The sequence below is a fragment of the Bradyrhizobium sp. JR4.1 genome (assembly GCF_040548605.1).
Lineage (GTDB): Bacteria > Pseudomonadota > Alphaproteobacteria > Rhizobiales > Xanthobacteraceae > Bradyrhizobium > Bradyrhizobium canariense.
The window spans coordinates 346505-365073 of sequence record NZ_JBEPRY010000003.1 but is presented as its reverse complement, the minus strand read 5'-3'; the positions used below and the strand labels follow the sequence as shown (position 1 = coordinate 365073).

General features: G+C 64.8%; 20 protein-coding genes. 10 read left to right on the top strand and 10 right to left on the bottom strand.

Annotation, left to right across the window (positions count from 1 at the left end; genetic code table 11):
• Positions 1-250: 250 nt before the first annotated feature.
• Positions 251-550 carry a DUF3551 domain-containing protein gene (locus tag ABIB90_RS10210; RefSeq protein ID WP_354160610.1) on the top strand — a complete coding sequence of 100 codons (300 nt, stop codon included), beginning with the start codon at positions 251-253 and terminating at the stop codon, positions 548-550.
• 73 nt (positions 551-623) lie between these two features.
• Here the strand turns inward: ABIB90_RS10210 and ABIB90_RS10205 are convergent, their stop codons facing one another.
• Positions 624-1652 (bottom strand): AraC family transcriptional regulator, encoded by a 1029-nt coding sequence (locus ABIB90_RS10205; protein ID WP_007591341.1) that lies wholly within the window; start codon positions 1650-1652, stop codon positions 624-626.
• 157 nt (positions 1653-1809) lie between these two features.
• On the opposite strand from ABIB90_RS10205, the gene ABIB90_RS10200 reads away from it, so the two are divergent.
• The 4 genes from ABIB90_RS10200 to ABIB90_RS10185 are packed head-to-tail and all read left to right on the top strand — an operon-like array spanning position 1810 to position 7487.
• Positions 1810-2937 (top strand): isovaleryl-CoA dehydrogenase, encoded by a 1128-nt coding sequence (locus ABIB90_RS10200; RefSeq protein ID WP_502916958.1) that lies wholly within the window; start codon positions 1810-1812, stop codon positions 2935-2937.
• A gap of 24 nt (positions 2938-2961) precedes the next feature.
• Complete coding sequence (locus tag ABIB90_RS10195) at positions 2962-4566, top strand: carboxyl transferase domain-containing protein (protein ID WP_354160614.1); 1605 nt, start codon at positions 2962-2964, stop codon at positions 4564-4566.
• Between the two features lie 4 nt (positions 4567-4570).
• Positions 4571-6574, top strand: a complete 2004-nt coding sequence (locus ABIB90_RS10190) for an acetyl/propionyl/methylcrotonyl-CoA carboxylase subunit alpha (RefSeq protein WP_354160616.1) — start codon at positions 4571-4573, stop codon at positions 6572-6574.
• A 1-nt stretch (position 6575) separates the two neighbouring features.
• Positions 6576-7487 (top strand): hydroxymethylglutaryl-CoA lyase, encoded by a 912-nt coding sequence (locus ABIB90_RS10185; protein ID WP_354160618.1) that lies wholly within the window; start codon positions 6576-6578, stop codon positions 7485-7487.
• Positions 7488-7580: 93 nt separating this feature from the next.
• On the opposite strand, the gene ABIB90_RS10180 is transcribed toward ABIB90_RS10185, so the two are convergent.
• The 4 genes from ABIB90_RS10180 to ABIB90_RS10165 all read right to left on the bottom strand — a co-directional run bounded on the left by ABIB90_RS10180 (position 7581) and on the right by ABIB90_RS10165 (position 11464).
• Positions 7581-8507: a dihydrodipicolinate synthase family protein gene (locus tag ABIB90_RS10180; protein WP_007591326.1), complete on the bottom strand. Its 927-nt coding sequence runs from the start codon at positions 8505-8507 to the stop codon at positions 7581-7583.
• A gap of 75 nt (positions 8508-8582) precedes the next feature.
• On the bottom strand, positions 8583-9566 hold the full coding sequence (locus ABIB90_RS10175) for a TRAP transporter substrate-binding protein (protein ID WP_354160620.1): 984 nt from the start codon (positions 9564-9566) through the stop codon (positions 8583-8585).
• A gap of 24 nt (positions 9567-9590) precedes the next feature.
• Entirely contained in the window at positions 9591-10856 is a 1266-nt protein-coding gene (locus tag ABIB90_RS10170; protein WP_007591322.1) for a TRAP transporter large permease, read from the bottom strand.
• The gene (locus ABIB90_RS10165; protein ID WP_354160955.1) at positions 10856-11464 is read right to left on the bottom strand and encodes a TRAP transporter small permease; all 609 of its coding nucleotides are present in this window, start codon (positions 11462-11464) and stop codon (positions 10856-10858) included. Before ABIB90_RS10165 ends, ABIB90_RS10170 begins: the two co-directional genes overlap by 1 nt.
• Positions 11465-11668: 204 nt before the next feature.
• Here ABIB90_RS10165 and ABIB90_RS10160 point away from each other — a divergent pair, with 204 nt between their 5' ends.
• On the top strand, positions 11669-12361 hold the full coding sequence (locus ABIB90_RS10160) for a GntR family transcriptional regulator (RefSeq protein ID WP_354160622.1): 693 nt from the start codon (positions 11669-11671) through the stop codon (positions 12359-12361).
• A gap of 119 nt (positions 12362-12480) precedes the next feature.
• Here ABIB90_RS10160 and ABIB90_RS10155 read toward each other — a convergent pair whose 3' ends face one another.
• The 3 genes from ABIB90_RS10155 to ABIB90_RS10145 are packed head-to-tail and all read right to left on the bottom strand — an operon-like array spanning position 12481 to position 15409.
• Positions 12481-13839, bottom strand: a complete 1359-nt coding sequence (locus tag ABIB90_RS10155) for a TRAP transporter large permease (protein ID WP_007591317.1) — start codon at positions 13837-13839, stop codon at positions 12481-12483.
• Positions 13836-14390 (bottom strand): TRAP transporter small permease, encoded by a 555-nt coding sequence (locus ABIB90_RS10150; RefSeq protein ID WP_007591315.1) that lies wholly within the window; start codon positions 14388-14390, stop codon positions 13836-13838. Before ABIB90_RS10150 ends, ABIB90_RS10155 begins: the two co-directional genes overlap by 4 nt.
• Positions 14387-15409, bottom strand: a complete 1023-nt coding sequence (locus ABIB90_RS10145; RefSeq protein WP_007591303.1) for a TRAP transporter substrate-binding protein — start codon at positions 15407-15409, stop codon at positions 14387-14389. Before ABIB90_RS10145 ends, ABIB90_RS10150 begins: the two co-directional genes overlap by 4 nt.
• A gap of 318 nt (positions 15410-15727) precedes the next feature.
• Here ABIB90_RS10145 and ABIB90_RS10140 point away from each other — a divergent pair, with 318 nt between their 5' ends.
• A complete protein-coding gene (locus ABIB90_RS10140; protein ID WP_007591301.1) occupies positions 15728-15970 on the top strand; it encodes a pentapeptide MXKDX repeat protein in 243 nt (80 codons plus the stop codon).
• Between the two features lie 123 nt (positions 15971-16093).
• Here the strand turns inward: ABIB90_RS10140 and ABIB90_RS10135 are convergent, their stop codons facing one another.
• On the bottom strand, positions 16094-16441 hold the full coding sequence (locus tag ABIB90_RS10135; protein ID WP_007591299.1) for a DUF6481 family protein: 348 nt from the start codon (positions 16439-16441) through the stop codon (positions 16094-16096).
• A gap of 267 nt (positions 16442-16708) precedes the next feature.
• On the opposite strand from ABIB90_RS10135, the gene ABIB90_RS10130 reads away from it, so the two are divergent.
• The 3 genes from ABIB90_RS10130 to ABIB90_RS10120 all read left to right on the top strand — a co-directional run bounded on the left by ABIB90_RS10130 (position 16709) and on the right by ABIB90_RS10120 (position 18218).
• On the top strand, positions 16709-16945 hold the full coding sequence (locus tag ABIB90_RS10130) for a hypothetical protein (RefSeq protein WP_354160626.1): 237 nt from the start codon (positions 16709-16711) through the stop codon (positions 16943-16945).
• A 75-nt stretch (positions 16946-17020) separates the two neighbouring features.
• A complete protein-coding gene (locus ABIB90_RS10125; protein ID WP_007591292.1) occupies positions 17021-17257 on the top strand; it encodes a hypothetical protein in 237 nt (78 codons plus the stop codon).
• Between the two features lie 184 nt (positions 17258-17441).
• Entirely contained in the window at positions 17442-18218 is a 777-nt protein-coding gene (locus tag ABIB90_RS10120; protein ID WP_354160628.1) for a hypothetical protein, read from the top strand.
• 110 nt (positions 18219-18328) lie between these two features.
• Here the strand turns inward: ABIB90_RS10120 and ABIB90_RS10115 are convergent, their stop codons facing one another.
• Positions 18329-18508: a hypothetical protein gene (locus ABIB90_RS10115; protein ID WP_007591288.1), complete on the bottom strand. Its 180-nt coding sequence runs from the start codon at positions 18506-18508 to the stop codon at positions 18329-18331.
• Positions 18509-18569 lie beyond the last annotated feature (61 nt).

The window sequence follows — 18569 nt, the reverse complement described above, 5'->3', positions numbered from 1 at the left end:
CGTAGCTCGCACAACGACATCCAAACGTCTGAAGGCGCGGGGGTTATTCCCTTGCCGGGATAGAAGTTCGGATAAGGCGGATAAAAAGATAAGTAACTCACCTAACTGTGACATGTGATTTGGGAAGTCCTGCAATGCGCCGAGCCGTGATTGCCGGTTCCTGGCGCCGGCCTACATGCGAGGTGTGAACCTCAGCCTGCATCGCATGCCGAGGCCTCTTTTGTGGGACCCTGAAGCAGGAAAAGACAACATGACCTCGATCTCGAAGACGTTCGTCGCATCCGCTGCGACGCTTTTTGCATCTGCGTTTCTCATGATGACCGCGCCGGCTACCCAGGCAGAAGACTACTGCATCACCAATGGCGCCCAGGCCGCGCATGGCTGCGGCTATCCGACGATGGAGGCCTGCCGGGCGGCGGCCGGCGGCATCGGCGGCTCGTGCTCGCAGAGCGGCGGCGCGAAGACGTCGACAGACGCGCTGGCCTTCCAGCCGAAGCAGACGCACTCGCGCACCAAGCTGCGCCCGGGCGGGCAGACCAACTCGAACTGATCGAGACCGGTTTCGAAATGTTGCGGCCTCCGAGTTGGATCTCGGAGGCCGCAACGGCACGACAGCCCGCGCGTCAGCGATACCGGCCGCGGAACTCGCGCGGCGAGGTACCGGTCCAGCTGCGGAAGGCGCGGGAAAAGCTCTTTTCGTTGCTGAATCCGGCGATCTCCGCGATCCGCTTGATCGGGCTGCGACCGCGCATCAGCTCCTGCTTGGCGAGCTCGAATTTTGCCTCTTCCTTGAGATCGCGCAATGAGGTCGCCTCCTCGCGCAGGCGCCGATGCATGGTGCGGGTGGAGAGCGCGAGCTCGCTTGCGACATCCTCGGCTCCGAGACTGCGTCCGCGCGCATTGCGGAGCACGCGGCGAACGCGCTCGACCAGCAGCCGGTCGCGCCGATAGGGCAGCACGGTCAGCCGCAGCGCGCCCTTGAGCATGTTGTCGAGGTCCGCCGCGCTACGGGTGAGCGGTAGCGACAGATAATGCTTGTCGAAGGTGATGGAAGCACGGTCCGCATCGAAGCGGATGTTTCGGCAAAAGATGGTGGGATAGACCGAGACATGGCCGGGCTCGGCGTACGGGAATTCCGCGGCGCGGAGCGCGATCCTGGAATCCACGGCCCAGCAGGAAAAGCCAAGAACATAGCGAAGCAGGGTGACCAGGCAGAATTCGCGTAGAGATCCAAGGTCGCGCAGTTCACGGATGGACACGACTGCGGTCTCCTTGCCGACCGCGAGATCGAGCAGCACGTCCTCGGTGAGCAGACGATGGTGCCGGCACCAGCGCTTGAGCGCGACCTCCAGCGTCGGGGCGGTGATCGAGGCGCGGCACAGCATGCCGTAGGTGCCGAAGGGCAGCCGGCGCGAGAACCAGCCGAGCGCCTCGTCATCGAGCTCGCGCATGGCATGGCCCGCCAGCGCCTCGAACTGGCCGGCCGTGACCCGTCCACCCGGAGAATTGACAAGGTCTGGCGTTACCTGACCCCGGCTCAGCGCCTCGGTCGGATCGCGGCCGTAACGTTCGTAAGCGGCAACGACCCCGCGGACGAAGGCGGCTGGGGTCACGGCGCGGCGCGGGATCGCGGTTGCGACTTGAAAAGGCATCGGAAATCCTCTGGGAAAATCCTCGCCAAGTTTGGCGGAAAATGCAACCTTTTCGACCGCAGAAGGGCCCCGATGCCGCTAGGTTCGGTCCCCAAAAGACGGAGGAATCGCCTTGAATATTCCGAGCATCGATTTCGATCTGGGCGAAGATATCGGCATGCTGCGCGACACGCTGCGCGCCTTCGTGGAGGCGGAGATTGCCCCACGTGCCGCCGATATCGAGAAAGCCAATCTGTTCCCGGCGGACCTCTGGAAGCGCCTCGGCGACCTCGGCCTGCTCGGCATGACCGCGCCGGAGCAATATGGCGGCTCCAACATGGGCTATCTCGCCCATATCGTCGCGATGGAGGAGATTTCGCGCGGCTCGGCCGCGGTCGGTCTCTCCTACGGTGCCCATTCCAATCTCTGCGTCAACCAGATCCGCCGTAACGGCAGTGATGCGCAGCGCGAGCGTTATCTGCCGAAGTTGATCTCCGGCGAGTATGTCGGCGCGCTCGCGATGTCCGAGCCCGGCGCCGGCTCCGACGTTGTGTCCATGAAACTGCGCGCCGACAAGCGCGGCGACCGCTACGTGCTCAACGGCTCGAAGATGTGGATCACCAATGGCGGCGATGCCGACGTGCTGGTGGTCTATGCCAAGACCGATCCGGAAGCGGGCCCGCGCGGCATGACCGCCTTCCTGGTCGAGAAGGGGGCCAAGGGCTTCACCCACGGCCAGCATCTCGACAAGCTCGGCATGCGCGGCTCCAACACCTATCCACTGTTCTTCGACGAATGCGAGGTGCCGGAGGAGAACGTCCTTGGCAAGGTCGGCGAGGGCGTCAGGGTGCTGATGTCCGGCCTCGACTATGAGCGCACGGTCCTCTCCGGCGGCCCGCTCGGGATCATGGCGGCCTGCATGGACGCGGTGGTGCCCTACATGCACGAGCGCAAGCAGTTCGGCCAGCCGATCGGCGACTTCCAGCTCATGCAGGGCAAGCTCGCCGACATGTACGCGACCTGGCAGGCCACGCGCGCCTATGTCTATGCGGTGGGGCGTGCCTGCGACCGCGCCGATCACGCACGCAGCTTGCGCAAGGATGCGGCGGCTGCGATCCTCTATTCCGCGGAGAAGGCGACGTGGATGGCGGGCGAGGCGATCCAGGCGCTTGGCGGGGTCGGCTACACCTCCGAATTTCCGGTCGGACGGCTCTGGCGCGACGCCAAGCTCTACGAGATCGGCGCGGGGACTTCCGAGGTCCGCCGCATGCTGATCGGCCGCGAATTGATGGCTGAGACGGCTTAAAACCTTCACGCAATTGGAATCAACATGCCGCTCCATTCCAGCATCGATACGTCTTCGTCGGACTTTGCGCGCAATTCCGAGGCCATGCGCACCCTCGTCGCGGATCTGCGCGAAAAGCTGAGCCAGGTCGCCGGCGGCGGCGGCGAGGTCTCGCGCAACCGCCACACGTCACGCGGCAAGATGCTGGCGCGGGAGCGCGTCGACCTCTTGGTCGATCCCGGCACCGCGTTCATGGAGCTGTCGCCGCTCGCGGCCTATGGCCTCTATGGCGGCGACGTGCATTCGGCCAGCGTTGTCACCGGGGTCGGGCGCATCGCGGGTCGCGAATGCGTGATCGTTGCCAACGATGCCACCATCAAGGGCGGCACCTATTATCCCATGACCGTGAAGAAGCATCTGCGCGCGCAGGACGTGGCGCGGCAGAACAGTCTTCCCTGCGTCTATATGGTCGATTCCGGCGGCGCCTTCCTGCCGCTGCAGGACGAGATCTTTCCCGACGAGCGGCACTTTGGCCGCATCTTCTACAACCAGGCGCAGATGTCGTCGCAAGGCATCCCGCAGATTGCGATCGTGATGGGCTCCTGCACGGCGGGCGGCGCCTATGTCCCCGCGATGTCGGACGAGAGCATCATCGTGCGCAATCAAGGCACCATCTTCCTCGGCGGGCCGCCGCTGGTGAAAGCGGCCACGGGTGAAGTGGTGACCGCGGAAGAGCTCGGCGGCGCCGACGTGCATTCGCGGCAGTCGGGTGTGACCGATCACTACGCTCAGAACGACGCGCACGCGATCGGCATTGCCCGCCGCATCGTCGGCACGCTGAAGCCATCCGTGCGACCGAACCTCAACATGCATCCGGCGCGTGATCCCTTGTTTGCGGCGGAGGAGATCTACGGCGTGGTGCCCGTCGACGGGCGCAAGCCGTTCGACGTGCGCGACATCATTGCGCGCGTGGTTGATGGCTCCGAATTCGACGAGTTCAAGAAGCTCTACGGCACGACGCTGGTGTGCGGCTTCGCTCACATCTGGGGTTTTCCGGTCGGCATCATCGCCAATAACGGCATTCTCTTCAGTGAAAGTTCGCTGAAGGGGGCGCATTTCATCGAGCTGTGCTGCCAGCGCGGCATTCCGCTGGTGTTTTTGCAGAACATCACCGGCTTCATGGTCGGCAAGAAATACGAGGCCGGCGGCATCGCGCGTGACGGCGCCAAGCTGGTGACGGCGGTCGCGACGGCGTCGGTGCCGAAATTCACCGTCGTGATCGGCGGCTCCTATGGCGCCGGCAATTACGGCATGTGCGGTCGCGCCTACTCACCGCGCTTCCTCTGGATGTGGCCGAACGCCCGCATCTCGGTGATGGGCGGCGAGCAGGCCTCGATGGTGCTGAGCCAGGTCCGCCGCGACAATATCGAGGCCAAGGGCGACAGCTGGTCGAAAGAAGACGAAGATAAATTCCGCGAGCCGATCCGCGCGCAATATGAGAGCCAGGGTCATCCATATTATGCGACCGCGCGTCTTTGGGACGACGGCGTGATCGATCCGGCCGACACCCGCCTTGTGCTCGGTCTTGGCCTCTCGGCGGCGTCGAATGCGCCGATCGAGCCGACGAAATTCGGCCTGTTCAGGATGTGATGCGATGGACCGCTCAAAGCTCTACCGCCGTTTTCGCACCCTCCTGATCGCCAACCGCGGCGAGATCGCCTGCCGCGTGATCCGCACCGCGCGCGCCATGGGCCTGCGCACCGTCGCGGTCTATTCCGAGGCCGACCGCGACGCGATGCATGTCGCGCTCGCCGACGAGGCCGTACTGCTCGGACCCGCACGCGCTCGCGACAGCTATCTCAATGTCGAGCGGCTGATCGGGGCCGCGCGAAAGACCGGCGCGGAGGCGGTCCATCCCGGCTACGGCTTCCTATCTGAGAACGCCGAGTTTGCGCAGGCGTGCTTCGACGCCGGCCTGGTCTTCGTCGGCCCGACCGCCGCGATGATGACCGCGATGGGCTCGAAGTCCGGCTCCAAGACGCTGATGGAGAAGGCCGGCGTACCGCTGGTGCCCGGCTATCACGGCGAGGCCCAGGACGATGCGACGCTGGCGAAGGCGGCCGAGAAAGTCGGTTTCCCCATTCTGGTAAAGGCGTCCGCCGGCGGCGGCGGCCGTGGCATGCGCATCGTTCGCTCCGTGGATGAACTTGCGCCTGCAATCGTCAGCGCGAAGCGGGAAGCAAAAGCCGCGTTCGGCGACGACCGCATGCTGATCGAAAAATACGTCGATAACCCCCGCCATATCGAGGTGCAGATCATCGGCGATAGCCATGGCAATCTGCTCTCGCTGTTCGAGCGCGAATGCACGTTGCAGCGGCGGCACCAGAAGGTGATCGAGGAGGCGCCGTCGCCGACGCTCAATGCGGCCCAGCGCGAGACGGTCTGCGCCGCTGCGCGAAAGGCGGCCGGAGCCGTCAACTATGTCGGCGCCGGCACCATCGAGTTCGTCTCCGACGGCAAGGACGTGTTCTTCATCGAGATGAACACGCGCCTTCAGGTCGAGCATCCCGTGACCGAGCTGATCACCGGGATCGATCTGGTCGAGTGGCAGTTGCGGGTCGCCTTCGGCGAGGCGCTGCCGCTCAAACAAGATCAGATCAAGCTCAACGGACATGCGGTTGAGGCTCGGGTCTACGCGGAGAACCCGACCAAGAACTTCATGCCCTCGGTCGGCAAGATCTCGACCTGGCGGTTGCCCGCGGAAACCGGCGGCCTGCGCATCGACGCTGGCTATCGCGAGGGCGACGCCGTCTCGCCGTACTACGATGCGATGCTAGCGAAGATGATCGCCTGGGCGCCGACGCGTGATGTCGCGATCGAGCGGCTGAACCGCGGGCTTGAGGACTCAGACGTTCGCGGCATCGTCAGCAACATCCCGTTCCTGTCGGCGCTGATGACGCATCCGAAGGTGAGGGCGAACGCGATCGACACCGGCTTCATCGAGCGCGAGCTGGCGGTCCTGACGCAGGCACCGCCGGCGCCCGGCGAGCTCGAGCTCTGCGCCGCGGTGGCCGCTGTGATCAACAACGACCGGCAGGCTGCGCAGGCGGACGCGAATTCGCCCTGGCAAACCTTTGGCTGGATGCCGGTCGGCCGCCGCCAGCGCAACTTTACGTTCCGCGTTGGCCACGGACCCGAGCAGAAGGTTGTGCTGAACTACGGCAGCGGCCCGTCCACACTGGTGATCGGCGAACGCGAGCTTGCGTTTGCGATTGCGCCGCGGGACGGCGGCTTCGATCTGACCCTCGACGGCGTCAAATCGTCGGTCGCGGCCGTGATCGACGGCCATGAGCTGTATTTGCGCACGCGCAACGGCCGCTTCGACCTGCATTGGGTCGATCCGTTCGGCGGTGAGACCGAGGAGCAGGCCGGCGCGGACAAGATCGCAGCGCCCTTGCCGGGCACCGTCGTCGCCGTGCTGGCGGAGGAGGGGGCCAAGCTCGAGAAGGGCGCGCCGATCCTGACGCTGGAAGTGATGAAGATGGAGCAGACGCTGCGCGCGCCCTATGCCGGCGTGCTGAAGTCGATCAGATGCAAGGTCGGCGACATCGTCCAGGAGGGCATCGAGCTCGCCGTGGTCGAGCCTTCCGGAGAATGAGATGAGCGACCCCGTCCGCATCATCGAAATGGGGCCACGCGACGGCCTGCAGAACGAGAAGACGGCGGTCAGCGTCGAGGCCCGGATCGCCTTCATCGAGGCGCTGGTCGCGGCTGGCCTCAATACGGTCGAGGTCGGCGCCTTCGTCTCGCCCAAGGCGATCCCGCAGATGGCGAGCTCGGATGCCGTGCTGCGCGGCGTCAGCCATTTGACCGGTGCCGAATTCCACGTGCTGGTGCCGAACGAAAAGGGCTATGACGCCGCGTGCGCCGCGGGCGCCAAGATCGTCTCGGTGTTCGCCGCGGCTTCCGAAGGCTTTTCGCGGGCCAACATCAATTGCACGGTCGCGGAGTCCATCGAACGGTTCAAGCCGGTGCTGGCGCGCGCCAAGGCTGATGGTGTCAAGGTGCGCGGCTATATCTCCTGCGTGCTCGGCTGCCCCTTCGACGGCGAGATCAAGCCGAAAGCCGTCGCCGATCTCGCCACCTCGCTGTGGGAGCTCGGCTGCTACGAGATCTCGCTCGGCGACACCATCGGGGTCGGCACGCCTGATAAGGCGAAAGAAATGCTGCGCGCGGTCAGCGCCAACATCCCGCCCGCCAATCTCGCGATGCATTTCCACGACACCTACGGCCAGGCGCTCGCCAATCTGTATGCCGGCCTGGAGGAGGGCGTCCGCGTCATCGACGCCGCCGCGGGCGGCCTCGGCGGCTGCCCCTACGCGCCGGGCGCGACCGGCAACGTCGCGACCGAGGACGTCGTCTACATGCTCGAGGGCATGGGAATCAGGACCGGCGTTGATATGGAGAAGCTGCTGGCTGTCACGAACGAGATGAGTCGCGTGCTCGGCAAACCGCCCGTGAGCCGCGTGGCGTCCGCACTGAATGCAAGGAAGAAGCGGGCAGCTTCGTAGGGTGGGCAAAGGCGCATAGCGCCGTGCCCACCATCTTTCCACGATTTCGATCTCAGTGGTGGGCACGCTTCGCTTTGCCCACCCTACGTGCGCTCAGGCTGCCTTCAACCCAACATCGGGCAGGCGCGGCCGGCTCTTGAGCGCCTTGGCCATCATCGCCTCGACCTCGGCCTTCTCCTGCGGCAGCAGCGCGAGGCGGGGCGGGCGGGTCAGCGCGGTGCCGCGGCCCATGATGTGCTCGCACAGCTTGATGCACTGGACGAGGTCCGGGCGTGCGTCGAGATGCAAGAGCGGCATGAACCATTCGTAGAGCGGCATCGCCTCGGCATAGCGTCCGGCCTTGGCCAGGCGAAACAGCGTCTCGCCCTCGCGCGGAAAGGCGTTCGACATGCCGGACACCCACCCCACGGCACCCATGGCGATGCTCTCGACGATGACGTCGTCGAGGCCGGCGAACAGCACGAAGCGATCGCCGACCATGTTCCTGGTGTCGATGAAGCGTCTTGTGTCGCCGGAGGAATCCTTGAAGCAGACGACGGTCTCGACGTCGGCGAGCGTGGCCAGGATGTCGGGGGTGACGTCGTTCTTGTAGATCGGCGGATTGTTGTAGAGCATCACCGGCAGGTCCGTCGCGGTGGCGACGGCGCGGAAATGCGCGGCGGTCTCGTGCGGCTTGGACGAATAGACCAGGGCCGGCATCACCATCACGCCGTCGATGCCGACGCGCGCGGCCTCCTTCGCGGTTTCGACTGCGAAGGCCGTGGTGAATTCGGCGATGCCGCACAGCACGGGCACGCGGCCGGCCGCAACGGATTTCGCCGTCTCCATGATAGCGACCTTCTCCTTGCGCTCCAGCGAGGTGTTCTCGCCGACCGAGCCGCAGACGATCAGGCCGGAGACGCCATCACGGATCAGTCCGTCCATCACCTTCGCGGTCGCGTCGATGTCGAGCGAGAGATCGTCGTGGAATTGCGTGGTGACGGCCGGGAAGACGCCCTCCCAGGAAACGCGGCGGCTCATGATTTGACTCCGAGTGGATTTGGCCGGCGGGGGGCTGGATCCGCCGGGGTTCTTGGAAGGGGATGGCGGTTGGGGTCAGAGCGTGGCGCCGACCTTGCGCAGCTCGGTGAGGACGGGCGCCTTCGGCAGCCAGATCTTGTCGAACTCGGCAATGACGGCTTCGGTATCGCCGGCCGGCACCTGGCGGATCGGGATCGGGGCATTGCGGAAATTCTCGATCAGCGCGGGCTCGTTGGAGGCCAATTCGTCGATCTGCGCGTCCAGGGTCGACTTGACGGTCTTGGCGATCAGCTCGCGGTCGGCGGCGGGGAGCGACTGCCAGACCCGGCCCGAGACCACTGCGGCCATCGGCATGAAGACGGCGTTCATCTGCAGGATCACCTTCGACACCTTGTCGAAGCGCTGGTTCCAGGAGAATTCGAGATCGGCCTCGAGGCCGTCGACCTGGCCGTTCGCCATCGCGTCGAACACCTGCGGCGTCGGGATCGGCGTTGGCGCGGCGCCGAGCGAGGAATAGAAGTCGCGATAGACGGGGGTCGGATTGATGCGCAGCTTCATGCCCTTGATGTCGGCGAGCGAAGTCAGGTCCTTCGAGGAGAATACCGCCCGCATGCCGGTGATGCCCCAGCCGAGCCCGATCGTTCCGGTCTCCTGCGGCAGCACCTCGAACAGCTTCACCGCCGCCGGATGCCGTACGAATTTCGCCACTGCGGGCGTCGAGCGGACGATGTAGGGCGCATTGATCGCTGCAACGTGCGGCACGCGCGAGCCGAGCTCTGCGGCCTGGATGAAGCCCATGTCGAGCGCGCCGGACTGCAACTGTTGCATCATCGCGGGCTCGTTGCCGAGCTGGCCGGAGTGAAACACGGTCAGGGTCAGGCGGCCGTTGGTCGCCGCCTTGAGATCTTCACCGAATTTGAGCGCAGCCTTGTTCCAGGAATGGCCGTTCGGCGTAATCAGGCCGAGACGGAATTCCTTGGCTTGGGCGAGCGCCAGCGACGGCGCAAACACCGATGCGGCGGCGCTGGCAGCGAGAAAGCGGCGGCGTGAAAGCGGCATGGTCGGGCTTCCTTTTGGACGGGCCTATTTGATCAGGATCAGCGAGAGTGACGGATAGAGCGAGAGCAGCACCAGCAGGACGCAGGAGATGACGAAGAACGGCAGCGTCACCATGAACATCTTGCCGGGCTTGGCGCCGGTGACAGCGGCCGCGACGAAGAAGCAGAGCCCGACCGGCGGCGACAACAGGCCGAGCACGAGGTTGATCACCACCACGACGCCGAAATGCCTGGGATCGATGTGATAGACGTCGGTTGCAACAGGCAGCAAGATCGGCACCGTCATGATCAGGCCGGGAATGCCGTCGATGACGGTGCCGATCACCAGCAGGATGACATTGCAGATCAGCATGAAGCTGATCGGGTCCTTGGCGGCCGTCTGGATCCAGGCGGCGGTTTCCTGCGGCACCTTGCCGAAGATCAGCACCCAGGAGAACACCGCCGCGGCGGCCACCAGGAACAGCACGATCGCCGAATAGATCGCGCTGCGCAGCATCATCTGCGGCAACTGCGAGAATTCGAACTCCCTGGTCCAGAACTTTCCGACCAGGGCTGCGGCAACGGCGCCGACGGCGGCGGATTCCGTGGCGTTAGCGAGGCCGCCGAGGATGGTGCCGACGATGACGATCGGGATCAGCAGGGTGGGCGAGGTCCGCAGGATCGTCGCCACGCGCTGCCGCGGCGTCTGATAGTCGGCGCGCGGATAGTTGTAGACGTATCCCATCAGCGCAATGACGACACAAAACATCACCGTGAGGATCACGCCGGGCACGATGCCGGCGATCAGCATGTCGCTGACCGAGACCTGCGCGAGCACGCTGTAGACCACGAACATCACCGAGGGCGGAATGATCGGACCGAGCATGCCGCCATAAGCGGTCAAGCCTGCCGCGAAGGTCTTGTCGTAGCCCTTCTTCTCCATCTCCGGCACCATGATCTGGGCCATGATCGCGACCTGTGCGGTCGCTGACCCCAGGATCGAGGAGATGAACATGTTGGCGAGGATGTTGACATAGGCGAGCCCGCCCTTGAGCGAGCCGACGAAGGCCATCGCCATGTCGACGATGCGCCGCGTGATGCCGCCGCCGTTCATGATCTCGCCGATCAGGATGAAGAGCGGGATCGCGATCAGGCCGTAGCTGTCGACGCCGCCGAACAGCTGCAGCGGATAGGACTGGAACAGCACCGGATTGCCGGACGCCGCGATGTAGACCAGGCCGGCGAGACACAGGCAGAGACCGATCGGCACGCCGACCAGCATGATCGCGAGGAAGGCTGCCGACGTGATCATCAGTTGACCCCGTCGAGCTCGGAGAGCGCAAAGCCCTTCGGTGGCGTGCGCGGGACCAGTTCGAGATCTTCCAGCAAATTGGCGAGACCATGCACGGTCATCGAGACCGCGAAAATAGGCAGCGTCAGATAGAGCACCCAGGTCGGCCAGTTCAGCGTCTGGGTATGCTCCGTGTAGAGGAAATTGAAGGTCTCGGCTGCCAGCTTGCGCCCGTCGAAACCGGCGCGGGCAAGGCCAATCGGGTCCATCCAGAGCGCGCAGGTGACAATCAGGGCGAGGCCGAACACGACGACGAGGCCGGTCGAGATCACCTTCGCGATCTTCTGGGCGCGGGGCGAGAGACGTTCCGTCAGCATCGTCACCGCGAAATCGAGCCGCAGCCGCGTCATCGCGGAGGCGCCGACGAAGGTCAGCCAGACCACGCAATAGACCGCGGATTCGTCGATCCAGTAGATCGGGAAATGCGAGTAGCGGGTGACGACGTTGACCAGGATCAGGGCGGTGAGCAGGTACATCAGGCCCATCAATGCGATCCGCTCGACGGCGAGCAGGGCGCAGGAGGCGCGGACGACCATGCGTCGAACGCTGAACGCGCGCGTGGCCGGCATCGTCTGCTCGATCATGAAGAGGCCCCATTGCCCGCAAGATTTGTCGTGCGATGGCCGAATGTATAATTTATACATTTTGGCTGTCAAATGGAATCGCGGATTGCGTCGAAGGCGTGCACGCGCTTTTTGCGGGGACGCGATGACCTCAACATGCAAGACAGGGACCGTTCCGGCCGGCCGAGTCGGAGAGGAACGGAAGATCGGATGAAACTGCCTCTGAAGCATCGCACCCTGTCGGCTGCGATCGTCGACCAGCTCCGGCAAGCAATCCTCGACGGGACCTATCCGGCCGGATCGCAACTGCGCCAGGATGCGCTCGGCGAGGCCTATGGCGTCAGCCGTATCCCCGTGCGCGAGGCGCTGTTTCAGCTCGAAGCGGAAGGCCTGGTGCGGATCGTTCCGCAGAAGGGCGCCATCGTCTCCGAGCTGTCACTGGACGAGATCAACGACGTCTTCGACCTGCGCCGGATCCTGGAGCCGCGGCTGCTGGCGCACTCGGCTCCCCGGTTCACGGCGGAGGATTTCGCAGGGCTCGACGACATCCACAAAAGCTTCGAGAAGGCGATCAAGGCCCGCAACGTCAGCGAATGGGGGCAGCTCAATGCCGACTTCCACATGGCGCTCTACATCCACGCGCCGCAGCCCCGCACCCGGGCGATCGTGCTGTCACTGCTCCAGACCAGCGACCGCTACACGCGGCTTCAGCTCTCCAACACCAAGGCGATGGGCACGGCGGAGAAGGAGCATGCCCATCTGATCGCGCTCTGCCGCGCGCAGAAGGTCGAGGAGGCCTGCCGGTTTTTGGAGCGTCACATCGAAGCCGTGCGCAAGGATCTGTTGCAGGTGGTGGGTGGCGGCGCGATCGCGCCGAAGTCGCGGCGGAAGCGCGAGTCGTAATCGACGCGCTGGTAGGGTGGGCAAAGCGAAGCGTGCCCACCACTTTTCGCGGAAGCACAGAGAGGTGGTGGGCACGGCGCTGCGCGCCTTTGCCCACCCTACAGCACTTGCGATTGCCGCTACCTGCTCCCGTCCGGCCCCATCACCAGGTCCGGCAGTGCGGTCGAGATGCCCGGCACAAAGCACAGCAGCAGCACCGCGAGCATCATCAAGAGCACGAAAGGAAGCGTGCCCCAGATCACCTCGCGCAGGGGAATGTCCGGCGCGACGTTGCGGATGACGAAGATGTTGAGCCCGACGGGTGGATGGATCAGTCCCATCTCCATCACGATGGTCATGACGACGCCGAACCAGATGATGTCGAAATTGGCGGCACGGAGCGGCGGCAGGATGATCGGCGCGGTCATGAGAATAATCGAGACCGGCGGCAGGAAGAAGCCGAGCACGACGACCATGACGAGGATCGCGAACAAGAGGCCCCAGCGCGGCAGATGCATCGCGACGACGGATTCGGCGGCCGATTGCGAGATGTGCAGATAGCTCATCACGTAGGAATAGAGCAGCGACATGCCGATGATCATCATCAGCATGGTCGATTCCCGGATCGTCGATTTCAGGATCGGGGCGAGGTCGCTCGGCCGCCACACGCTGTAGATCGCCGCGATCAGCGCCAGCGCCAGGAGACCGCCGAGGCCGGCAGTCTCCGACGGCGTGGCGTAGCCGCCATAGAGCGCGATCATGACGCCGGTGAGCAGCAGCACGAAGGGGATTACGCGTGGCAGCACGCTGAAGCGTTCCGCAAGCGTGTACTCGTCGCGGGCGAGGATCGCAGCTTCCGGCCCGCCGTTCTTGTAGATCGCTTCGGCCGCGGCGTATTCCTGGCGGAAGCGGATCACGGCGTAGACGCCGAACAGCGAGACCAGCAGCAGGCCGGGCCCGATGCCGGCGAGGAACAGCCGTCCCAGCGATTTTTCGGCGGCGACCGCAAACAGGATCATGGTGATCGACGGCGGGAGCAGAATGCCGAGCGTGCCGCCGGCGGCGATGATGCCCGCGGCAAAACCACCGGAATAGCCGCGCTTGCGCATCTCGGGGATGCCAGCCGAGCCGATTGCCGAGCAGGTCGCGGGCGAGGAGCCCGCCATCGCCGCAAACAGCGCGCAGGCAAACACATTGGCGACGCCGAGGCCGCCGGGGACGCGGTGCAGCCAGGCGTGCAGAGCCGAATAGAGATCCTGGCCCGCGCGAGACTTGCCGATCGCGGCGCCCTTCAGGATGAAGAGCGGGATCGACAGCAGCGTGATCGAGGCCATTTCCTCGTAGACGTTCTGCGTCACCGTATCGAGAGAGGCGGCGGGCATGTAGATGCCCATGAACACGACCGCGACCGCGCCGAGCGCGAACGCAATCGGCATGCCCGAAAACATCACGACCAGCGTCGCAATTCCGTATGCGAGGCCGATACCGAAAACGCTCATGAACGCCTGGCTCCAGCGAAAGGCAGCGCAAGCTGCACGAAGATCTGGACGCAGAGCAGGCTCATGCCGAACGCCATCAGCGAATAGGGGATGGCCAGCGGCGGCGACCACATCGAGTTCGAGACCTGGCCGTCGACATAGGCTTCATGCGCCAGCGTCCACGACTTCCAGGCGAAGAAAGCGCAGAACAGAAGCGTCACGGCGTCGACCAGCCACAGCCTGATCCGGTTCGCCAGCGGCGAGAGCAGGCCGACGAAGGCCTCGATGCCGATGTGACCGCGGTTCTGCTGTACGTAGGCGGCGGTCATGAAGGTGGCGCCGACCAGCAGGAACACCGCAGCCTCGTCCTGCCAGTAATTGGCGGCCTTGAACAAGGCGCGGCTGAGCACGCTGTAGCTCAGGATGGCGCAGGCGGCGATCAGCGCAATCGCGGCGAACACGACGATGATGTTGTTGAGGATGGCGAGACCGCGATCGATCGCCGCCGCAAGGCCAGTCCTTGCGGCAGCGTTGGCCTGGTCGTCACGATCCGGAAGCGGACCGTGGCTCATGCGGCGACGTCGGTCGCGAGCTTGAGCAGGTTGGCCGAGGTCGCGGTCTTGGCGCCGTAGTCTTTCCATGCGGTGTCGCGGGCGATGTCGCGCCACTTGCCGACGGTCGCGGCATCGAGCGCCGAGACCTTGGCGCCGGCCTTCTCGTAGACCTTGGCGACCTCGACGTCGTCGTCCTGCGCGCCCTTGCGGCCGAAGGCTTCGAGCTCGGTGCCGACCGCGAGCAGGACGTCCTGCTGGTTCTTCGGCAGCTTGTCGAAGATCGCCTTCGACATCATCAGCGGCTCGAGCATGAACCAGTAGGACGCGCCTGCGCCCGAGGTCAGCGATTTCGCGACCTCTTCGAGGCGGAACGAGATCAGGCTGGTTGAGGAGGTGATGCCGGCATCGCAGGCCCCCGTCTGCATCGCTGCGTAGATTTCGTTCGAGGGCACCGACAGCACGGATGCGCCGGCGGTCTGCAGCACCATGTCCATCTCGCGCGAGCCGCCGCGCACCTTGAGACCCTTGGCATCTTCGGGGGCCACGATCGGCTTGGAGCGGCTGGCGACGCCGCCGGCCTGCCACACCCAGCTGAGCAGGATGATGCCCTTGTCGGCGAGGAAGTCGGTCAACGCCTTGCCGACCGGCTCCTTCTTCCAGCGCATGCCCTGGTCGTAGGTGGTGACGAGGCCCGGCATCAGGCCGATATTGGTTTCCGGCAATTCGCCGCCGGCGTAGGGCATCGGGTAGAGGCTGATGTCGAGCGCGCCCTTGCGCATCGCGGAGAACTGCGCGTTGGTCTTGATCAGGGAGGAGTTCGGATAGATTTCGGCGGCGATGTCGCCGTTGCTGCGCTTGGCGACTTCGGCGGCGAACATGCGGCAGAGCCGGTCGCGGAAATCGCCCTTGTCAACGGTGCCGCCCGGGAATTGATGCGAGATCTTCAGCGTGGTCGCGGCATGCGCGGTGCCGGTGCTGAAACGGAGAATGGCGGGTGCGGCGACGGCGGTCGCGATCAAGTGGCGGCGCGTGAGCATGGTGTGATTCCCTTTGGACGTTTCTTGGACGGTTCTTGCTTGCTGTGATTTTGGGCGGGTCTTTGAGACCGTGCTGAGGCCCATCCTAGCCGGTCTTTCAGACAATGTTCTCTAGTCTGATAGTTCGAGACCGAATGCCGCGGCAAGTGTCGACCATGCTGCGTTGCACACCACTGGGTTTCTGCATCCGTCCAACGAAGGGGCGGCGGGGGCGCAGAAATTTATCAGCGGTCGCGTAACAACGCCCCGTGGCAATCCGTCGAGATCAGATAGCGGCGTCCGTCGCTGACAAACATCATCTCGAAGGGAAGACCAGTCATGACCATTCGTACCCGCATCGCGCTCGGCGTTTCGGCGGCCGTTCTCTCGCTCGGCCTCGCGCTGTCGCCGGCCGCCTTTGCCCAGGACAAGATGGGCAAGGATGACGGCATGATGAAAAAGGACACGATGTCCAAGGACGGCATGAAGAAGGACACCATGTCCAAGGACGACGGCATGAAGAAGGACACGATGTCGAAGGACGGGATGAAGAAAGACGACGGGATGATGAAGAAGCACTGATCTTCCATCGTCGAGGCGGCGCTTGCGACAGCCAGACGCGCGCCAAAAATCCGGGGGCGGTCACGTAGACCGCCCCCGGAGTATTGTTTCAGTCCAAATTCAATTGAACGTGACTTGCGAACGTTACTTGCGCTTCGCCTTGCGGGCGGCGTAGCGGGCGTCTCGCTTGGCCTTTTGATCGGCCTCGGCTTCGGCCGCCTTCGCGACGGCTTCTTCGGCTTCGCGGGCGATCCGCGCGGCCTCGAGCGCGGCAGCCTCTTCTTGAAGGCGCTTCTGCTCGGCCTTTTCCGTCTCGCGCGCAGCCTTTGCCTCGGCGCGCTTGGCCGCAAGGGCCTCGCGCTCCGCACGCTTCGCCACAACCGCGGGATCATCCGGCCCCGGCTGCGACTTGAATTTGTTCAAAAGGTTTTTGCGTGCTTCCTGTGCCGCCTTTTGCCGGTCGGAGAAGCCTGGTTCCCTAAATCCACTCATCGGCGAACCTTGTCATCCTCGCTTTCGATCCTACATCACTGCCTGTTGGTACGTCGGCTGGGCATAGCGGGCGCCGCGCGACGCAGATGCGTGTACATCGGCGCGCGCCGTGATGCCACCTATAATCGCAGCCGATCAGGTAGACGAAAATCGCCGCCCCCGACGATCTCTCGTAGCCCCGAAAAACTGCCGAATTGTGATGCCCCTCATAAGGGGCACCAGGGCGGCGCCTAGCGTCCCGCCTGGTATGAGACGCGGAGCACGGGCATGACGATCTCAAGACTGAGCCTGAAGGCGCTCGCAATCGCCGTCGCGGTGGCAGCCCTGGCTGGTGTCACGCTGCTCTTCGCCAGCCCGCAGCCGATCGAAAGTGCCGTCCTGGGTGCAGATTGGGAATGCACCCAGACTGCGTTTGTGCTCACGACCTGCGCACCGCGGGCCCAGCAGGCGATCCCGGCCGCCGAAACCTCGCGCAAGGAAGCGATCCGGCCGACGCGGGGCTAACCGGGAGAAGCTGGGCGGGATGTGACGCCACGCCGCAGAGGTGATAAAGCCCGCTCGCCCCGTGATCGGTCAGCCATGTCCAAGTCCGAAGCCAAGCCCGAGCCTAAGCCCAAACCGGGCGCGAAGCTCAAATCCCCTCCAAAACCTCAATCCGGTGACAACCGCCGCGGCGCCATCGCCGGCTTGATCATCGCGATTGTCATCCTCGGCGTCGGCTGGTGGCTCGCCCGCGATCTCACCTCCGCGAGCAAGATGCAGGACTGCCTGATGTCCGGGCGAAGCAACTGCAATGTGATCGAGCCGGCCCGCTAGAGGCACTCCAGAGCGGCCCGCGCGGACGAAAAAATGTCGTGATCTTAATCATTTGTAACGGGACTTGGCCGACCAAAGCAGGTCAGTCATGTCAGCCGGCATCAGCTCAGCGCGAGCCGAATCGTCTATCGCGCCAGGCATCACGGCCATCGACGGCAATCGAGAGAGTAGGGGGCAAGCACGCATGAGTGCGTCCAGTCGCATCAAGATCATCATTCCCTTGGTTTCGGCCATGTCATTGCTCGCCGTCCCGGCGCAGGCTCAGGACGCCCGGCCGCCGAGAGACGCCGCCCAGCCATCGCCCGGGCCGAGCGCAGGTGCGCCGCCGCAGAACATGCGCAAGGGGCCGCCGTCGCAGCAGGCTGCCCGGCCCGTGCTACAGCCCGGCGGCCAGCCTCACGCGGGCGGTCCGGGCTATGCAGGTTCTGGTCCGCGCAATGCCGGCGGTCCGCCGCCCGGACGCAATTACGCCAGGGGTCCCGCACCGGCGCGCGATTGGGGCGGACACACCTATCGCGGCCATCTCGCCTGGGATGGCGGACGCTGGCGCCACGAAGTCCACGACGGCCGCTCCGGCTGGTGGTGGGATGTGGGCGGCGCGCGGTATTATTATCCGCAGCGCATGGAAGGGCCTCCGGCCTACATCTCGGAGGATTATTACGATGACGTGCCTGTGGCCTACGCCCCGCCGCCGGTCGCCTACGAACCGCCGCCTCCGCCGCCGCCGGCGGATCCTGGTGCGAGCGCGCTTGGCGGCGCTATCGTCGGCGGCGTGCTGGGGGGCCTGATCTCGGGCAACGCCTCGGGCGCGGCCGCAGGCGCCGTGATCGGCGGTGCCACCGGGGCGATCGCCGGCGCGACGGCTGCTTCGCGCCCCGGCTACTATCTGGCCCAGGGCAACTGCTACTACCGCTATCCGAGCGGCCAGTATGTGCAGGCCGATCCCCGGGCGTGTTACTGAGCACTCCAGGCGAGACCTGAAGCGATGAGGCGGGCGAAAAGTCCGCCTCTTTTCGTTTTGCGCTGGCCGTCAGCTGGCCGGGAATTGATTCAAGGGGGATCGCCCGCGCGTCAGGACACCAGCCAGCTGAAGAACGCGATCGCGGCCCAGACCAGGCCTGCGATCCAGGCCAGCATCACGATGCCGATGGTCGCAAGATAAGCGATGCCGAGCGGGTCGGATCTTTCGCGTCGCGTCGGGACGGCAATTTCGGCTGCGGCTTCTTGCGTCATGACGGGAATATCTCCCATGCCTTCTCCCTCTCTGGGAGCGCTGAGAACTGTTTAGCGGATGCGCCGGGCGCCGGCTGTG